The sequence below is a fragment of the Streptomyces sp. NPDC018019 genome (genome assembly GCF_044327805.1).
GTDB lineage: Bacteria > Actinomycetota > Actinomycetes > Streptomycetales > Streptomycetaceae > Streptomyces.
Window position 1 is genome coordinate 202,710 of the sequence record NZ_JBIRGD010000015.1, and the last position, 17,295, is coordinate 220,004.

Genomic DNA, 17,295 nt, shown 5'->3' on the forward strand with positions numbered 1-17,295 from the left:
GGCCCCGGCGACGCCTGTGGAAAACGTTCGGGGACGCGGTGCGAGACGGCCGTCTCACCCTGCGTACGGCCCTGAAGGCCGCCGCAAGCACTCGCGTAGCATGGCCAACGAATCGTCCGGTACCCCCCGCGGACTGGAACGGAAGGCCGTCGCCGCGTGAACACAACCCCACCCACCGAGGCCCAGGACCGCCCCGCCCGGCTGACCGTCGGAGTCGTCGGAGCCGGCCGTGTCGGCCCTGCCCTCGCCGCGTCGCTGCAGCTCGCCGGGCACCGGCCGGTCGCCGTGTCCGGCGTCTCGGACGCCTCCGTACGGCGCGCGGCGACGCTGCTGCCCGACGTGCCGATCGTCTCCCCCGCCGAGGTGCTGGAGCGCGCCGAACTGGTGCTGCTCACCGTGCCCGACGACGCCCTCCCCGGGCTCGTCGCGGGTCTCGCCGAGACCGGTGCCGTACGGCCGGGACAGCTGCTCGTGCACACCTCCGGCCGGTTCGGTACGGCCGTCCTCGATCCGGCCACCCGGGCCGGCGCGCTGCCGCTGGCCCTGCACCCTGCGATGACCTTCACCGGCACGCGCGTGGACGTACAGCGGCTGGCCGGCTGTTCCTTCGGGGTCACCGCCCCCGAACCGCTGCGGATGGCCGCCGAGGCGCTGGTCATCGAGATGGGCGGGGAGCCGGAGTGGATCGCGGAGGACGCCCGCCCGCTCTACCACGCGGCCCTCGCGATCGGCGCGAACCACCTGGTCACGCTGGTGGCGCAGGCGATGGAACTGCTGCGGGGCGCCGGGGTCGGCGCGCCGGACCGGATGCTCGGCCCGCTGCTGGGCGCGGCCCTGGACAACGCGCTGCGCTCGGGGGACGCCGCACTGACCGGCCCGGTCGCCCGCGGGGACGCCGGTACCGTCGCCGCGCACGTCTCCGAGCTGCGCAAACACGCGCCGCAGAGCGTGGAGGGCTACCTCGCCATGGCCCGTACGACGGCCGACCGGGCCCTGGCGCACGGCCTGCTGAAGCCGGAGCTGGCCGAGGACCTGCTGGGCGTCCTGGCGAACGTCGGCACCGGCACCACCAGCGGCAGGGAGGAGGGGCAAGGCCCCGGCCAGCCGAGCAGCGGCCAGGAGGGCCGGCCCCCCGGCCACCCCGACGATCCCCCCACCGACCACCCCGAAGAAGGCGACCGATGAACGCCCCGGGCGCCCGCCTCCGCCTCGTGCACACCGCGGCGGAGCTGCGCGACGTGCCGGGCCGCTCCGGGGAGCGGGCCGTGGTCATGACCATGGGCGCCCTCCACGAGGGACACGCGTCGCTGGTCCGCGCCGCCCGCGACCGGGTCGGCCCGGAGGGGCTCGTCGTCGTCACCGTCTTCGTCAACCCGCTCCAGTTCGGCGCCGGTGAGGACCTCGACCGCTACCCGCGCACCCTGGACGCGGACGTCGTGCTCGCCGGCGCCGCGGGTGCGGACGTCGTGTTCGCCCCGGCCGCCGACGAGGTCTACCCGGGCGGCGCCCCGCAGGTACGGATAGCCGCCGGCCCCATGGGCGACCTTCTGGAGGGAGCCAGCCGGCCCGGCCACTTCGACGGCGTTCTGACGGTCGTCGGCAAGCTGCTGCACCTCACCCGCCCGGACGTGGCCCTGTTCGGCCAGAAGGACGCGCAGCAACTGGCCGTCATAGAGCGGATGGTGGCCGACCTGAACTTCGGCGTACGGATCGTCGGCGTCCCCACCGTCCGCGAGGAGGACGGGCTGGCGCTCTCCAGCCGCAACCGCTACCTCTCCGCCGCCGAGCGCCGTACCGCCCTGGCGCTGTCCCGGTCCCTGTTCGCGGCCCGCGACCGGCTCGCCGCCGAGGAGGCGCTGCGGGACCGTGCCTCCTGTACGGCGCAGGCGGCCCACCGGGCGCACGGCCGTTCCGCGGCGCTCGCCGCCCTCGGTGAGGACCGCGCGGCAGCCGACGCACACGCCCTCGCGCACGCCGTCGCCACCCCGCCGCACGCCCCCTCGGTGGCCCGTGCAGCGGCCCGTGCCGTCCTGGAGGACGCCGCCCGCCTCGACCCGCCGCTCGTGCTCGACTACGTGGCGCTGGTCGATCCGTCCGACTTCACCGAGGTCCCGGACACGTACGAGGGGGAGGCCGTCCTCGCGGTCGCCGCCAAGGTCGGCACCACCCGCCTCATCGACAACATTCGCCTCACGTTCGGAGCGCCCCGATGACCGGCACCGGCCCCATCGGCCACGACACCTCCACCGGCCACGACAATTCCATTGGTCATGGCAGCCCCCTTGGCCATGACAGCCCCTCCGGCCCTGGTGCCCCCACCGGCTCCAGCGCACCCGGCAACCCCACCCTCCGCCTCCAGGCCCCGGCCCCCGGCTGGTCCATCGAGGCCGACGTCGTCGTGGTCGGCTCCGGGGTCGCGGGCCTGACCGCCGCGCTGCGCTGCGCCGCCGCGGGCCGCCGTACCGTCGTGGTGACCAAGGCCCGCCTGGACGACGGCTCCACCCGCTGGGCCCAGGGCGGGATCGCCGCCGCGCTCGGCGAGGGCGACACCCCCGAGCAGCACCTGACCGACACCCTCGTCGCGGGCGCCGGGCTGTGCGACGAGGCCGCCGTACGCACCCTGGTCACCGAGGGCCCGGACGCCGTCCGCCGCCTCATCGCCACCGGCGCGCGCTTCGACACCGCGCCCGGCGGCGACGAAATAGCCCTCACCCGCGAGGGCGGCCACCACCGCCGCCGCATAGCGCACGCGGGCGGCGACGCGACCGGTGCCGAGATCTCCCGCGCCCTGGTGGACGCGGTCCGCTCCCAGGGCCTGCGCACCATCGAGAACGCGCTCGTCCTCGACCTGCTCACGGACGCCGACGGCCGCACGGCCGGTGTCACCCTGCACGTGATGGGCGAGGGCCAGCACGACGGCGTGGGCGCCGTGCACGCCCCCGCGGTCGTCCTCGCGACCGGCGGCATGGGCCAGGTCTTCTCCGCCACCACCAACCCCGCCGTCTCCACCGGCGACGGCGTCGCCCTCGCGCTGCGGGCCGGCGCCGAGATCTCCGACCTCGAATTCGTCCAGTTCCACCCGACGGTGCTCTACCTCGGCCCGGACGCGAAGGGCCAGCAGCCGCTGATCTCGGAGGCGGTACGCGGCGAGGGCGCCCACCTGGTGGACGCCGGCGGCACCCGCTTCATGCTCGGACAGCACGAACTGGCCGAACTGGCCCCGCGCGACATCGTGGCCAAGGGGATCATGCGCCGCGCCCACGAACAGGGCACCCAGCACATGTACCTGGACGCCCGGCACTTCGGCGCCGCCATGTGGGAGCAGCGCTTCCCGACCATCCTCGCCGCCTGCCGCGCACACGGCATCGACCCGGTCACCGAGCCGATCCCGGTCGCCCCCGCCGCGCACTACGCCTCCGGCGGCGTACGGACCGACCTGTACGGCCGGACGACCGTGCCGGGCCTGTACGCGTGCGGCGAGGTCGCGTGCACCGGCGTGCACGGCGCCAACCGGCTGGCCTCCAACTCCCTCCTGGAGGGGCTGGTCTTCGCGGAGCGCATCGCGGACGACATCACGGCCGCCCCGGTCCGCCGGCCCGGCCCGGCCGTCGAGCCCGCCGCCCCCGTACCGCTGCTCGCCCCGGAGACGCGCCCCGTGATCCAGCGGATCATGACCGCGGGCGCCGGAGTGCTGCGTTCCGCGGCCAGCCTCGCCGAGGCCGCCACCGCCCTCGCCCGGCTGCAGCGCGCCGCGGCCGAAACGGCCGCGGCTCCGGAACCGGCCACTGCCCCCGCCTCGGCCCCGGTTGACGGCCCCAAGCCCGCCGAGCCCGGTGTCGAGGCATGGGAGGCGACCAACCTCCTCCTGGTGGCCCGGGTGCTGGTGGCCGGCGCGCAGCGCCGCGAGGAGACCCGCGGCTGCCACTGGCGCGAGGACCACGCCGACCGCGACGACACCCACTGGCAGCGGCACTTCCTGGTCACCCACCGCCCGCCGCACACCCTGCACATCCGTACCACCGACACCGCCGCGTTCCCCGCGACGACCGCCGCACCCGCGTCCGAAACGGAGCCGACCCAGTGAGCACCCCCGACGACCTCCCCCTGCACCAGATCGGCCGTCCGGACCAGGACGCGGACCGGGCCTCGGCCCCCGGAGGCGGCTGCGGCGACTCCTGCGGCTGCGGCGCCGGCGACGACGCGTACGAACTCGACCCGGCGGCCTGCGGTCTGGACCCCTCCCTCGCCGCCCTCCTGGCCGAGGCCGGCCTGGACCCCGTACAGGTCGAGGACATCGCCCACGTGGCCCTCGCCGAGGACCTCGACCAGGGCGTGGACGTGACCACCGTCGCGACCGTGCCCGAAGCGGCCGTCGCCACCGCGGACTTCACCGCCCGTCAGGCGGGCACGGTGGCCGGTCTGCGGGTCGCCGAGGCCGTGCTGTCCCTGGTGTGCACGACCGAGTTCGAGGTCGAGCGGCACGTCGAGGACGGCGACCGGGTCGCGGCCGGCCAGCGGCTGCTCAGCGTCACCGCCCGCACCCGCGACCTGCTCACCGCCGAGCGCAGCGCCCTGAACCTGCTGTGCCGCCTGTCCGGCATCGCCACCGCCACCCGCGCCTGGGCCGACGCCCTGGAGGGCACCGGCGCCAAGGTCCGCGACACCCGCAAGACGACGCCCGGCCTGCGCGCCCTGGAGAAGTTCGCGGTGCGCTGCGGCGGCGGCGTCAACCACCGCATGTCGCTGTCGGACGCTGCCCTGATCAAGGACAACCACGTGGTCGCCGCGGGCGGCGTGGCCGAGGCGTTCAAGGCCGTACGCGGCGGCTTCCCCGGCCTGCCGATCGAGGTGGAGGTGGACCGGCTGGACCAGATCCCGCCGATCCTCGCCGAGGGCGCGGACCTGATCCTGCTGGACAACTTCACCCCCGAGCAGACCCGCGAAGCCGTGGCGCTGGTGGCCGGGCGGGCGGCCCTGGAGTCCTCCGGCGGGCTCACCCTGGACAACGCCCGCGCCTACGCCGGGACCGGCGTGGACTACCTGGCCGTGGGCGCGCTCACGCACTCCGCCCCGGTTCTCGACATCGGTCTCGACCTGCGCGAGGAGCGCTGACGCGGATGCTGCTCACCATCGACGTAGGCAACACCCACACGGTCCTCGGCCTGTTCGACGGCGAGGAGATCGTCGAACACTGGCGGATCTCCACGGACGCCCGCCGCACCGCCGACGAACTCGCGGTGCTCCTCCAGGGCCTGATGGGCACCCACCCGCTGCTGGGCGAGGAACTGGGGGACGGCATCGAGGGCATCGCCATCTGCTCCACCGTCCCCTCCGTCCTGCACGAGCTGCGCGAGGTCACCCGGCGCTACTACGGTGATGTGCCGGCCGTCCTGGTCGAGCCGGGCGTCAAGACGGGCGTGCCGATCCTCATGGACAATCCCAAGGAGGTCGGCGCCGACCGGATCATCAACGCGCTGGCGGCGGTGGAGCTGTACGGCGGTCCGGCGGTGGTGGTGGACTTCGGTACGGCCACCACGTTCGACGCGGTCAGCGCGCGCGGCGAGTACGTCGGCGGCGTGATCGCGCCCGGCATCGAGATCTCGGTGGAAGCGCTCGGCGTGAAGGGCGCCCAGCTCCGCAAGATCGAACTGGCCCGGCCGCGCAGTGTCATCGGCAAGAACACCGTCGAGGCCATGCAGTCCGGCATCCTGTACGGCTTCGCCGGGCAGGTGGACGGTGTCGTCCAGCGCATGGCACGGGAGCTGGCGGACGACCCGGACGACGTGACGGTGATCGCCACCGGCGGGCTGGCGCCCATGGTGCTCGGCGAGTCCTCGGTCATCGACGAGCACGAGCCGTGGCTCACGCTGATCGGCCTGCGCCTGGTGTACGAGCGCAACGTCCCCCGGAGCTGAGCCGTACGGAACGGGCGGGCGCGCGGCGACCGGGCCCGCCCGTCCCGACTGCCGGGGTGAATTGTCCAGTTGAGGCAAGTTCGTTAGCCAGTCGGCCTGAAGTGGCTTTTGTGGGCTTAGGAGAGTTGCGCGACACTTGTGACGTTCTAATCGTGTTAAGCCGATTTTGTCCGTCGGGGACGTATGGTCGGCCCATGCCTATGCCCTACGGATCCCGCGGCGGTATGGCCTTCAGCGCCGACGAGTTGCGCGTGCTGCGGCGCGCACTCGCGGTCGCCCTCCGGCCGACGCGCCGCACGACCGGTGCCCCTGACGCCCCGGCGGGCTACGACGCCGACGGCGCCCAGGAGGTCCAGGAATATCTGCGGCTGGCCGAAGCCGTGGACGAGGCGGTGCGCGAGGGCGGGCGGCTGCGCGCCTTCCTCCTCGCCGACCTCGCCCGCTACCGGGCCGCCCTGCCCGGCTCCGCCGGCGGCTACCTGGGACAGCTCCAGGAGGCCCTGGCGGCCGGCTACGACCCCGGCCCCGACGATCTCGCCGCCCTGCGCTCACTGTGTGCCGGACAGCACGGGCCGGCCGAGAGCGCGCGCCGCACCGCCCTGCTGCGCCGCTGCGAGGGCCTCGCCGAACAGTCCGTACGGGCCCGGCTGCGCGCGCTGCCGGGCGGCCGGAGCACGGACGAGCCCGAGCCCGCCCCGCGGCCCGTGCCGACGCGCCCGCAGCCGCAGCCGAAGGCGCCGCGCCCCGGCCGCCCCGTCCCCACGCCCGGCGAGGTGTTCCCGCCGCGCCGCAAGCCGACGCCGCCCCCCGCGGCCCGGACCGCCTGAGCGCTGCGTACTCTGGAAGCCTCACTCCCGAAGGAGGCCCCTGGTCATGGATTACGTCGCAGCGCTGGTACCGCCCGTGGTGATGGCCGTGGCGTTCGTCGCGCTCATCGTGACGATCGTGAAGAGCCAGGGCGGCGAGAACAAGTCCAAGGAGGACGCGGCGGTCGACGCCGCGCTGGCCCGCGCCGAGAGCGCCCGCCAGGAGCCCAAGGCCCACGGCGCCTGACCGGCGCCGGCCGGCCCGTTCCGGCCGCTCCCGCCCGGCACCGGGCCGCCGACGGAATTCGTCCGTCCGTTCGGCGGCCTGCCCGGCCGTGCGCATCGCACCCGTCCGTAACGGCCCGAGATTGCGCATCTCGGGCCGTACTGCCTTTTTCCGGGGTAAATCAACCGGGTAAGAACCGGCATTCGCGACATCTCCCACTATTGTGCTGGTGTGCCACGACGCTTGGGTGATCTGGAAGACGCGGTCATGACGCGGGTGTGGGAGTGGAACCGCCCGGTCACCGTTCGGGAAGTCCTGGAAGACCTGCAGAAGGAACGGTCGATCGCCTACACGACGGTGATGACCGTATTGGACAACCTCCATCAGAAGGGCTGGGTGCGCCGGGAAGCCGAAGGGCGCGCCTATCGATATGAGGCGGTCTCCACTCGTGCCGCCTACTCGGCCGCACTGATGAACGAAGCGTGGTCCGCAAGTGACAACCCCGCGGCGGCCCTGGTGGCGTTCTTCGGGATGATGTCGCCGGAACAGCGCCACGCCCTGCGGGATGCCGTACGGATGGTGCAGGGCGACGAACCGGCGGAACCCGCACCGGCACCGCAAGCCGGCCGCGCCGAACCCGGGCCCGCCGCGCCGGCGGAACAGCCGGAGAACACCGAACACGCCGATGAACGGGGCGGACAGACGCGCGAACCCGCCGGCCCCGTGGAACCGGTGGACGCGGGGGAAGCGGAGGCGGGGGAAGTACCCGCGGCGGGTTCCGGTGACTCGGGGCGATAGCGTCGCCGCATGCCGCCGCTATCAAATGGACTCACCGTCCGCCGTGCCAGGACCAGTGATGTACCGGCCGTACGCCGCCTCATCGACGCCTACTCACCGGACGGCATCCTCCTCGACAAAGCCACCGTGACGCTTTACGAGGACATCCAGGAGTTCTGGGTCGCCGAGCGGGACGAGGACGCCGCGGTCGTCGGCTGCGGAGCCCTGCACGTCATGTGGGAAGACCTGGCCGAGGTCCGCACATTGGCGGTGGACCCGCAGCTGAAGGGCACCGGGGTCGGCCACCAAGTCCTCGACAAGCTGCTGCGCACCGCCGGCTGGCTCGGAGTGCGGCGCATTTTCTGCCTCACCTTCGAAGTGGACTTCTTCGCCAAGCACGGCTTCGTGGAGATCGGTGAGACGCCCGTCGACGGGGATGTCTACAGCGAGCTGCTGCGTTCCTATGACGAGGGCGTTGCCGAGTTCCTCGGTCTCGAACGAGTGAAGCCCAACACCCTGGGCAACAGCCGCATGCTTCTGCACCTGTGATCAGCGTTCTATGTCCGAATCGCGCCCCTATCTCATAGCTGTGGAAGCAAGCGTTCCCCGGTGGCCGCGCAACTGAACCCTACCCAGGGGTTTGTGTTTTTCCCGGAAAAGCGGTTTGCTTTCCGTCGTAATCCGCATTCGATGAAAGGGAAACCGGTGGCACAGAAGGTTCAGGTTCTTCTTGTCGACGACCTCGACGGCGGCGACGCCCATGAGACCGTGACGTTCGCCCTCGACGGCAAGTCCTATGAGATCGACCTGTCCGACGACAACGCCCGGAAGCTGCGCGACTCGCTCGCCGAGTTCGTGAAGGCGGGTCGCAAGACCGGCGGGCGTTCCGGTGGCCGCGGCAAGGCCCGGGCGTCTTCGGGCGGCAACCAGGACACCGCGAAGATCCGCGCGTGGGCCAAGGAGAACGGCTACAACGTCAATGACCGCGGCCGGGTACCCGCGGAGATCCGTGAGGCGTTCGAGAAGGCGAACGGCTGATCGCCGTACCCGCGATCCGTTTGTCTTCGAGCTCCACGACTGCGCAGCAAACGGGCCCGGTGGCATTCCGTCGCCGCCGCGCTCACGAGTCGTACGAGGTCGGGGGCGCGCCCCTGGCGATCAGCGAGGGGAACTCCGCGGCCCCCGCGCCCTGCCCCGGTCCCCGTGGTGGGCAGGCCCGCCTCGACCTCGTACCCCGGCTCGGGAGGCCGCACCCACCCCGCGGCCTCCCGCGGACCGGCACCGTACGGCCCCGGCGCGTGCGGCGGCGGTGACGGCGCGGGCATCCGGTCCCCGGCGCCGCGGGCGGTCAGATCCAGCCCCAGCGAGCCCCATTCCAGCCATTCCAGGAGCTCGGCCAGCTTTTCGGCCGTGCCCGCGGCCACGAGCATGAGCATCCTGGGGCCGGCGGCACCGCTGCGGTCGATCGCCACGGGCCCCGTGCGGCCCACCCGCCCCAGTACGGCCAGGCCCGCGTCGGCGGGCAGGTCGAGAGCGTCGAAGCGCACCCCGGTCAGCAGTTCCACCGGTTCCGTGCCGGTGGTCGGCCAGCGCAGCTCGTCCTCGTACCACCGCCGTACGGCGGCGAGGGGGGGACGGGATCGCGGGATCGCGACGGGCATACCCGGAGCAACTCAGGAAAACCCGAGAAGTTACGCTGGGTTGACATATGGGCACGTACTGTCGCCGGAGGAGGGGTCAGATGGGGGCGTGACGGCGCAATCGACGGCGCTCGGGTGTTCGCCCGTAGCGGATGGAACGGGCCCGCGCCGCATGGAGTGTCCGTGGCGGCGGGTAAGACATTCCCAGTGGGGAGAGACGGTGCAGCGGCGTGCGCAGCGCCTTTTCCGGAGCGGCGGCGGCCTCCGGGCGGGCGTGTCGGTGAAGGGTGCGTTCGCCACGGGCGTACTGGCCCGGGGCGTATATGCCTGGCCTGCGGGAACATCGTCTCGCACCATCGGGTTGGAGCAGATGTCGGCTGTTCGGCAGCAGATTTCCCCGCCGACGCGGGGGTGATCCGGACGGATGTCGGCAGTTGGAATGAGCTGTCCCGTCCCACGGGACTAGCATGCGGAAGGACAGGGAGGGGACCGACCCCTAACTGCCTGACCGCTCTGAGGAGCGATTAACGATGTTCGAGAGGTTCACCGACCGTGCGCGGCGGGTTGTCGTCCTGGCTCAGGAAGAAGCCCGGATGCTCAACCACAACTACATCGGCACCGAGCACATCCTCCTGGGCCTGATCCACGAGGGTGAGGGTGTCGCCGCTAAGGCCCTGGAGAGCCTCGGGATTTCGCTCGAGGCGGTCCGCCAGCAGGTGGAGGAGATCATCGGCCAGGGGCAGCAGGCCCCGTCCGGCCACATCCCCTTCACCCCCCGTGCGAAGAAGGTCCTGGAGCTGTCGCTCCGCGAGGCCCTTCAGCTCGGCCACAATTACATCGGTACGGAGCACATCCTGCTCGGCCTGATCCGCGAGGGCGAGGGCGTCGCCGCCCAGGTCCTCGTGAAGCTCGGCGCCGATCTGAACCGGGTGCGGCAGCAGGTCATCCAGCTGCTCTCCGGCTACCAGGGCAAGGAGGCCGCCACCGCCGGCGGCCCGGCCGAGGGCACGCCCTCGACCTCGCTGGTCCTGGACCAGTTCGGCCGCAACCTGACGCAGGCCGCCCGCGAGACCAAGCTCGACCCGGTCATCGGGCGCGAGAAGGAGATCGAGCGGGTCATGCAGGTGCTGTCCCGCCGTACCAAGAACAACCCGGTCCTCATCGGCGAGCCCGGCGTCGGCAAGACGGCGGTCGTCGAGGGCCTGGCCCAGGCCATCGTCAAGGGCGAGGTGCCCGAGACCCTCAAGGACAAGCACCTCTACACCCTGGACCTGGGCGCCCTGGTCGCCGGCTCCCGCTACCGCGGTGACTTCGAGGAGCGCCTGAAGAAGGTGCTCAAGGAGATCCGCACCCGCGGCGACATCATCCTGTTCATCGACGAGCTCCACACCCTGGTGGGTGCGGGCGCCGCCGAGGGCGCGATCGACGCCGCGAGCATCCTCAAGCCGATGCTGGCGCGGGGCGAGCTGCAGACCATCGGTGCGACCACGCTCGACGAGTACCGCAAGTACCTGGAGAAGGACGCGGCCCTGGAGCGCCGCTTCCAGCCCATCCAGGTCGCGGAGCCGTCGCTGCCGCACACGATCGAGATCCTCAAGGGTCTGCGCGACCGTTACGAGGCGCACCACCGCGTCTCCATCACGGACGAGGCGCTGGTCCAGGCCGCTCAGCTGGCCGACCGCTACATCTCCGACCGCTTCCTGCCGGACAAGGCGATCGACCTGATCGACGAGGCCGGTTCCCGGATGCGCATCCGCCGGATGACCGCGCCGCCGGACCTCCGCGAGTTCGACGAGAAGATCGCCGACGTGCGCCGGGAGAAGGAGTCCGCGATCGACTCGCAGGACTTCGAGATGGCCGCGGGCCTGCGCGACAAGGAGAAGCAGCTCCTGGCCGCCAAGGCGAAGCGGGAGAAGGAGTGGAAGGCCGGCGACATGGACGTCGTCGCCGAGGTCGACGGCGAGCTGATCGCCGAGGTCCTGGCCACGGCCACCGGCATCCCGGTCTTCAAGCTCACCGAGGAGGAGTCCTCGCGGCTGCTGCGGATGGAGGACGAGCTCCACAAGCGCGTCATCGGCCAGAAGGACGCCATCAAGGCGCTCTCGCAGGCCATCCGCCGTACCCGGGCCGGTCTGAAGGACCCCAAGCGCCCCGGTGGCTCGTTCATCTTCGCCGGTCCGTCCGGTGTCGGTAAGACCGAGCTGTCCAAGACGCTCGCCGAGTTCCTCTTCGGCGACGAGGACGCGATGATCTCCCTCGACATGTCGGAGTTCAGCGAGAAGCACACGGTCTCCCGGCTCTTCGGTTCGCCTCCCGGCTACGTCGGCTACGAAGAGGGCGGCCAGCTCACCGAGAAGGTGCGCCGCAAGCCGTTCTCGGTCGTGCTGTTCGACGAGGTGGAGAAGGCCCACCCCGACATCTTCAACTCCCTGCTGCAGATCCTGGAGGACGGTCGCCTGACCGACTCCCAGGGCCGGGTGGTGGACTTCAAGAACACGGTCATCATCATGACGACCAACCTCGGGACCCGGGACATCTCCAAGGGCTTCAACCTGGGCTTCGCCGCCCAGGGCGACACCAAGAGCAGCTACGAGCGGATGAAGAACAAGGTCAACGAAGAGCTCAAGCAGCACTTCCGGCCCGAGTTCCTCAACCGTGTGGACGACACGGTCGTCTTCCACCAGCTCACCGAGGAAGACATCATCCAGATCGTCGACCTCATGATCGCCAAGGTGGACGAGCGCCTCAAGGACCGCGACATGGGCATCGAGCTCAGCGGTGAGGCCAAGAAGCTGCTCGCCAAGCGCGGCTACGACCCGGTGCTGGGCGCCCGCCCGCTGCGCCGGACCATCCAGCGCGAGATCGAGGACGCCCTCTCGGAGAAGATCCTCTTCAGCGAGCTGCGCTCCGGGCACATCGTGGTCGTCGACATCGAGGGCGAAGGAGAGAACGCCAAGTTCACCTTCCGCGGCGAGGAGAAGTCGGCGCTGCCCGACGCCCCGCCCGTCGAGTCCGCGGCCGGCGGCCCGGACCTGTCGAAGGACGCGTGACGGCCCGGGCGCCCGGCGCCTGACCGCTACGGCGAACGCCGCGGCCCGGAACCTGCTCCAGGTTCCGGGCCGCGGCGCTGTCGTGTGCGGGGCGGGTGCCGGGCCCGGGTGGAAGCGTATTTCCGCCGACGGGCGCGGGGCATATCCGTAACCGCCGGAACCCGGCCTTCCCGGCCGGTGCGGGAGCGGCCCGGCTATTGCCGGGAGCCAAAAGACAAACGCCATTCCGGATTGCTCCGCCGACGCCCGGCATAAAACCGGAAGGAACTATTCCGTACCCCGGAAACGCAAGGCGCCACTGCCGGGCAACTCCCGACAATGCAGGCGGGCGGCCCTATAGGACCGCGATATCACAGCTCAATGACGCGGATCCCGTCCGGTACGCCGGTGACCCGCGGCAGCTTGCCGCCGACCAGCAGCACTTCCAGGCGGGGGAACGCGGCCAGCCACTCCAGGGAGATCCCGAGGTCGTACGCCAGCCACAGCCCGGTCAGGCCGTCCGCCGGCGCGATGCCGCCGGTCAGCTCGGCCGCGGTGAACCGCCCGGCGATCTGGATCAGCGGCCGGCCCCCGAGGCGGCGCAGCATCTCCAGCTCCTCGACGTCCGACACCGGGAAGTACAGCCCGTCCGGGTCGAGGTGGGCGATGATCTCGCGGGCGTAGCGGGCGGTGTCGTACCGCCGCCAGGCGCCCGCCAGCTGTGCCCGTACGTCGTGGTGGGCGCGCTTGCGCAGCCCGGTCAGGTAGTCGATCGCCATGTCGTCGGCGATGGACGTGGCGGTGACCGCGAGCAGGTATGCCTCGCCGTCCGAGACCTCGGCCGGCTCCGGCAGCATCTCCAGGACGATCGGGCCGATCCAGCCCAGCGCGCGGGCACCGGCGGCGGTGCTGGGGCGGACCATGTCGCGGGTGAAGCGCCGTACCCGGTGGCGCACTTCGGGGTCCAGCTCGGTGGCGTGCTCCACACAGGCCGCGGCGAGCAGCTTGCGGTGCCGGGCCTCCGCGGCCCGGATGCGGGGGCGCGGGGCGAGCAGCCCGTTCAGCAGCGCGGCGCACTCGTCGGGGCGGGCGAGGGCGACGGCCATCCTGATGACGTCCTCCCACTCGCTGAGGTGGGCGTGGTTCAGGAGCAGCCCGAAGTCGTGGCGTTGCACGGTGGCGCGGGCGGCCAGGAAGTCCTGGAAGGTGCGGTGTACGAAGTCGACCGTGCCGGGGGCCGGTTCGCGCAGCAGACCGGTCCGGTTCAGCAGGTGGCGGTATATCTCCTCGGGGCCGCCCTGGCGCGCGGCGTCGGGGATGGCCGGCAGATGCTGCGCGAGCGTGTCGACGGCGACCTCGCGGTCCATCTCGGAGCGCCCGTTGACGAGCATCCAGTGGGCCAGCTTCTGCAGCAGCTGGATCTTGGGCTGGCGCGGCAGGTCGATGCCGTCCGTGGTGCCCATGGCCCGCTCCCGGTCCCGCCGCTCCAGCAGCATGGACAGGGCGGCCTCGTACAGCTCCTTGCGGCCGTTGGGCAGGTAGCCGCGGCGGTCGCGGTGCAGGGCGCAGAGCATGCCGCACATCAGCGGGTTGGTGGCGAGCCGGCCCAGGTCGCGGGTGATGCGTACGGCGTTGAGCAGGGTCCGTTCGTACTGCGGGAGGCGGTCCAGGTCCTCCGGCGCCTGCTGGGCCGCGGCACGGTGCCAGCGCTGGATGAACGCGGCGATGTCCTCGCGGCTCATCGGGGCGAGCGACAGTTCGGTGAAGCCGTCGGCCGTCAGCCAGTCCGTGCGGACGGCGGAGGGGCGGGAGGTGACGATCCAGACGTTGCCCGGATACAGGGCGGTCCAGTCGCGGAGCCGGTGGCGCAGTTTCTCGCGTTCCCCCTCGGGGGCCTCGTCCACGCCGTCGATCAGCATCAGGGCCCGCCCGGCCCGCAGGACGCGGTCGGCCCAGCCGGGCGGCTGCGCGTCGGCGCCGGGATAGCCGACGGCCGTCAGGAAGGCGCCGGGGGTGGGCAGGCCGTGGCGGGCGAAGCGGCGCACCGGGAGCAGGAACGGGACGCGGCCGTACAGGGCGTGGCGCAGTGCCGGGGGCAGCTCGCCGCGGGCGGTGGCGACGGTCAGCCACTGGAGCAGGGTGGTCTTGCCGGAGCCGGCCACGCCCCGGACGAGGATCCGGCACCGGCCGGACAGGGCGAGTTCGGCGGGGACGGCCGGCTCCGGGGGGCCGCCGTCCGTGACGGGCGGTTCCGGCTCGCAGCGCAGGCCCAGGTAGGCGGCGTCCAGCGGCCAGCTGTCGGGGGAGTGGACGAGATCGAGGCCGAAGATCGTGAGGTGGCTGTGGAGGACGGCGGTGTCGTGGGCGTACTGCGTCTCGAAGGCGGCGTCCTCGGCGGAGCGGGACGGCAGCCGGGCGGCCAGCGCGCTGACGGTGTCGTCGAGGCGGTGGAGGGTGCGGCGGTTCTCGACGGCGGTGCGGGCGGTGAAGCCGGTCAGCTGGGTGAGGTGGTTCAGGATGTGCCGCGACGCGGTCTCCACGAGGATGCCGTGCAGTTCCGTGGCGTCGCCGGTCAGGTGACGGGTGGCGTCCGGGGCGGCCCGGATCAGCCGGCGGGCCAGTTCGGCGGCGTCCAGCCCGGCGTCCTGCGCGAGCTCCATGTCGATGTCGCCGAGCGCCCAGAGCGTACGGCCGAGGGCGTCCGCCACGGCCTCGGCCTCGTCGGAAGAGACCGGCCGCTCGCGCTGTGCGCCGGTGGCGCCGGGCGGCGGTGTCACGGCCCGGTCGACGAGCTGCGCGGCGATCCGCCGCACATCGCGCTCCTGGAGGGTGCGCCGCTCGCCCCGGAAGGAGACCAGGCGGGCGATCCGTAAGGGCTTGCTCACCAGGAAGGCGCCCGGTCCTGGCCGGACGAAGAGCTTTTTGAGGAGTGGGCCGACGACTTTCGGTGCGAGCCGGGCCGCGATGATCATCGGATCCATGCGGTGATCCCCCATCACCTGTGCAGCGCCGGGCCGGGCCGGGGCGCTGCCGGACTTCCAGCGTAGAGGAGAGGGAGCTTCCCCGGGTGTCTCCCGGCCGGGTGATGCTGCGCGGGCGGGCGGGGTGTACGGGAGTGCCGCGGGGGCCTTTGGTCCCGATACGGGCATTCCGAAAGGCCCGCCGCCGACATTGCGAAAGGCCCGCTGCGAAGCCGGGAGAACGCGGGGCGCGGTGACATGCCGCACAGGGCCTCTGCGGCCTACTACGTGGAATAGCGGACGCTTTCCGCGGTGCGGCGGACTGTTGTGGCGGCGGTGACCGGAGCGGTGGGGGCGGAGGGCGGCCCGGGTGTCGGGCGGCCCGGTTCAGTCGGGGAAATATGCAGGTCAGAGGCTGTGCAGCCGGGGCGCCCAGGGGCCGGAAGAAGGAATGCGCCGCCGGGTTTGAGCCCTGGGTCGGAGGGTAGTTCCGGGCGTTTATTTCCCCGGCTTTTAATACGGGTTGGGGTAGTAGAAGGGGGTATTGGCAGCATGTCGGATTCGGGTTACCAAGGTAGGGCGATCCCGGTCGACGGCCGGGACCCCGTCTTTTTTCGGAGGTAGTTCCCGCATGTCGAAGCACCACCCCCTGCACCGCCTGACGACGAAGTCCGTTCTCCGTAACCGCACCTCCGTGCTCGTGGCGGGCCTGGGCGTCTCCGTCGCCATGGGCGCCGGGGTGGCGATGGCGGCCGGCGGCGATCCGCAGTCGATCGCGCTGACCGGGCTCACGTCCGACATCCGCTCCTCGGTGAGCGCGCAGGCCGACGCCCAGCAGAAGGCCGCCGAGGCGGAGAAGCAGGCGGCCGAGAAGGCCCGGAAGGCGGCCGAGGAGAAGGCCCGCTCCTGGGTCAAGCCGGTGGACGACTACAAGATGGGCATGAGCTTCGGCCTGGCGGGCAAGCACTGGGCCCACAACCACAGCGGCCAGGACTTCGTCGTGCCGAGCGGCACCGCCGTGCACGCCGTCCACGGGGGCACCGTGGTCAAGGCCGGCCCGAACGGCGGCGGCGACGGTCCCGCGTACGGCAACGCCATCGTGATCAAGCACGACAGCGGTACGTACACCCAGTACGCCCACCTGACGAGCACCGAGGTCAGGCCGGGCCAGACCGTGGAGACCGGCCAGGAGATCGCGAAGTCCGGCAGCACCGGCAACTCGACCGGCCCGCACCTGCACTTCGAGGTCCGCACCGGCCCGAACTACGGCTCCGGTGTCGAGCCGACCGCCTTCCTGAAGGCCCACGGCGACGGCGTGTGATCCCCTCGTCGGACAGACGGGGCCCCGTACGGCGGGGGCTCAGTCGCGGCTTCCCGGCTGGGCCGCGGTGATCAGTTCGGTGGCGACCTCCAGGATGGCCTTGCGCTTGTCCTCGGGGTCGCCTTCGAGTGTCTGCATCGCGAACAGGCCCGCGTGCATCGAGAAGATCGCGGTGATGCAGCGCACCTGGTCCGTCAGCTCCGCCTCCGGCTCCCTGAGCAGGCCGGTGAGCCGGACCATCCGCTGCTTGAAGGTCTCCCCGATGCTCAGGTCCCGTACGGCCGCCTGGTTCTCCTGCATGAAGCGGAAGAGGGGCTCGGCGGAGCGCAGCGCCTCGCTGTAGCGGCGCAGGATCTCCTGCTTGGTCTCCAGGGTGCGCGGCTGCGCGCCGGCCCACTCGATCAGTTCGTCGATCGGCCGGGCCAGGTCCTGGAAGAGACCGATGACGATGTCTTCCTTGGTCTTGAAGTGGTAGTAGAGCGCCGCCTTGGTGACGTCGAGCCGCTCGGCGATCTCGCGCAGCGAGGTCTTCTCGTACCCCTGCTCGGCGAACAGCTCCAGGGCGACGTCCTGGATGCGCTGGCGGGTGTTGCCCCTGCGCGCGTGCGGTGTGCCCATGCT

At 72.0% G+C, this 17,295-nt stretch carries 15 protein-coding genes; 12 read left to right on the forward strand and 3 right to left on the reverse strand.

Going from position 1 to position 17,295, the window contains the following annotated elements; translation table 11 throughout:
* The first annotated feature begins 156 nt into the window (after positions 1-156).
* The 10 genes from ACH4FX_RS24870 (at position 157) to ACH4FX_RS24915 (ending at position 8,762) form a co-directional block, all read left to right on the forward strand.
* Positions 157-1,185 carry a Rossmann-like and DUF2520 domain-containing protein gene (locus ACH4FX_RS24870; protein WP_398482394.1) on the forward strand — a complete coding sequence of 343 codons (1,029 nt, stop codon included), beginning with the start codon at positions 157-159 and terminating at the stop codon, positions 1,183-1,185.
* Positions 1,182-2,213 carry a pantoate--beta-alanine ligase gene (panC, locus tag ACH4FX_RS24875; RefSeq protein WP_398482396.1) on the forward strand — a complete coding sequence of 344 codons (1,032 nt, stop codon included), beginning with the start codon at positions 1,182-1,184 and terminating at the stop codon, positions 2,211-2,213. The genes ACH4FX_RS24870 and panC overlap by 4 nt, the downstream gene beginning before the upstream one ends.
* The gene (locus ACH4FX_RS24880; RefSeq protein WP_398482398.1) at positions 2,210-4,084 is read left to right on the forward strand and encodes an L-aspartate oxidase; all 1,875 of its coding nucleotides are present in this window, start codon (positions 2,210-2,212) and stop codon (positions 4,082-4,084) included. The genes panC and ACH4FX_RS24880 overlap by 4 nt, the downstream gene beginning before the upstream one ends.
* Positions 4,081-5,112 (forward strand): carboxylating nicotinate-nucleotide diphosphorylase, encoded by a 1,032-nt coding sequence (nadC, locus tag ACH4FX_RS24885; RefSeq protein ID WP_398482400.1) that lies wholly within the window; start codon positions 4,081-4,083, stop codon positions 5,110-5,112. Before ACH4FX_RS24880 ends, nadC begins: the two co-directional genes overlap by 4 nt.
* A gap of 5 nt (positions 5,113-5,117) precedes the next feature.
* A complete protein-coding gene (locus tag ACH4FX_RS24890; protein WP_398482402.1) occupies positions 5,118-5,915 on the forward strand; it encodes a type III pantothenate kinase in 798 nt (265 codons plus the stop codon).
* Between the two features lie 224 nt (positions 5,916-6,139).
* Positions 6,140-6,742, forward strand: coding sequence for a hypothetical protein (locus tag ACH4FX_RS24895; RefSeq protein ID WP_398482466.1), 603 nt, complete (start codon positions 6,140-6,142; stop codon positions 6,740-6,742).
* A 46-nt stretch (positions 6,743-6,788) separates the two neighbouring features.
* Positions 6,789-6,968, forward strand: coding sequence for a hypothetical protein (locus ACH4FX_RS24900; RefSeq protein WP_365837981.1), 180 nt, complete (start codon positions 6,789-6,791; stop codon positions 6,966-6,968).
* Positions 6,969-7,214: 246 nt separating this feature from the next.
* On the forward strand, positions 7,215-7,745 hold the full coding sequence (locus tag ACH4FX_RS24905; protein WP_398482468.1) for a BlaI/MecI/CopY family transcriptional regulator: 531 nt from the start codon (positions 7,215-7,217) through the stop codon (positions 7,743-7,745).
* A 9-nt stretch (positions 7,746-7,754) separates the two neighbouring features.
* Positions 7,755-8,273 (forward strand): amino-acid N-acetyltransferase, encoded by a 519-nt coding sequence (locus tag ACH4FX_RS24910; RefSeq protein WP_398482404.1) that lies wholly within the window; start codon positions 7,755-7,757, stop codon positions 8,271-8,273.
* A 156-nt stretch (positions 8,274-8,429) separates the two neighbouring features.
* Positions 8,430-8,762, forward strand: a complete 333-nt coding sequence (locus ACH4FX_RS24915; RefSeq protein ID WP_398482470.1) for an Lsr2 family protein — start codon at positions 8,430-8,432, stop codon at positions 8,760-8,762.
* On the opposite strand, the gene ACH4FX_RS24920 is transcribed toward ACH4FX_RS24915, so the two are convergent.
* A complete protein-coding gene (locus ACH4FX_RS24920; RefSeq protein WP_398482405.1) occupies positions 8,693-9,385 on the reverse strand; it encodes an SCO3374 family protein in 693 nt (230 codons plus the stop codon). The genes ACH4FX_RS24915 and ACH4FX_RS24920 overlap by 70 nt on opposite strands.
* A 509-nt stretch (positions 9,386-9,894) precedes the next feature.
* On the opposite strand from ACH4FX_RS24920, the gene ACH4FX_RS24925 reads away from it, so the two are divergent.
* Entirely contained in the window at positions 9,895-12,414 is a 2,520-nt protein-coding gene (locus tag ACH4FX_RS24925; RefSeq protein ID WP_073760604.1) for an ATP-dependent Clp protease ATP-binding subunit, read from the forward strand.
* A gap of 350 nt (positions 12,415-12,764) precedes the next feature.
* On the opposite strand, the gene ACH4FX_RS24930 is transcribed toward ACH4FX_RS24925, so the two are convergent.
* Positions 12,765-15,374, reverse strand: coding sequence for an NACHT domain-containing protein (locus tag ACH4FX_RS24930; protein ID WP_398482407.1), 2,610 nt, complete (start codon positions 15,372-15,374; stop codon positions 12,765-12,767).
* Positions 15,375-15,984: 610 nt separating this feature from the next.
* On the opposite strand from ACH4FX_RS24930, the gene ACH4FX_RS24935 reads away from it, so the two are divergent.
* The gene (locus ACH4FX_RS24935; protein WP_398482409.1) at positions 15,985-16,674 is read left to right on the forward strand and encodes a M23 family metallopeptidase; all 690 of its coding nucleotides are present in this window, start codon (positions 15,985-15,987) and stop codon (positions 16,672-16,674) included.
* A gap of 39 nt (positions 16,675-16,713) precedes the next feature.
* Here ACH4FX_RS24935 and ACH4FX_RS24940 read toward each other — a convergent pair whose 3' ends face one another.
* Positions 16,714-17,292, reverse strand: a complete 579-nt coding sequence (locus ACH4FX_RS24940) for a TetR/AcrR family transcriptional regulator (protein WP_398482411.1) — start codon at positions 17,290-17,292, stop codon at positions 16,714-16,716.
* Positions 17,293-17,295: the final 3 nt, after the last annotated feature.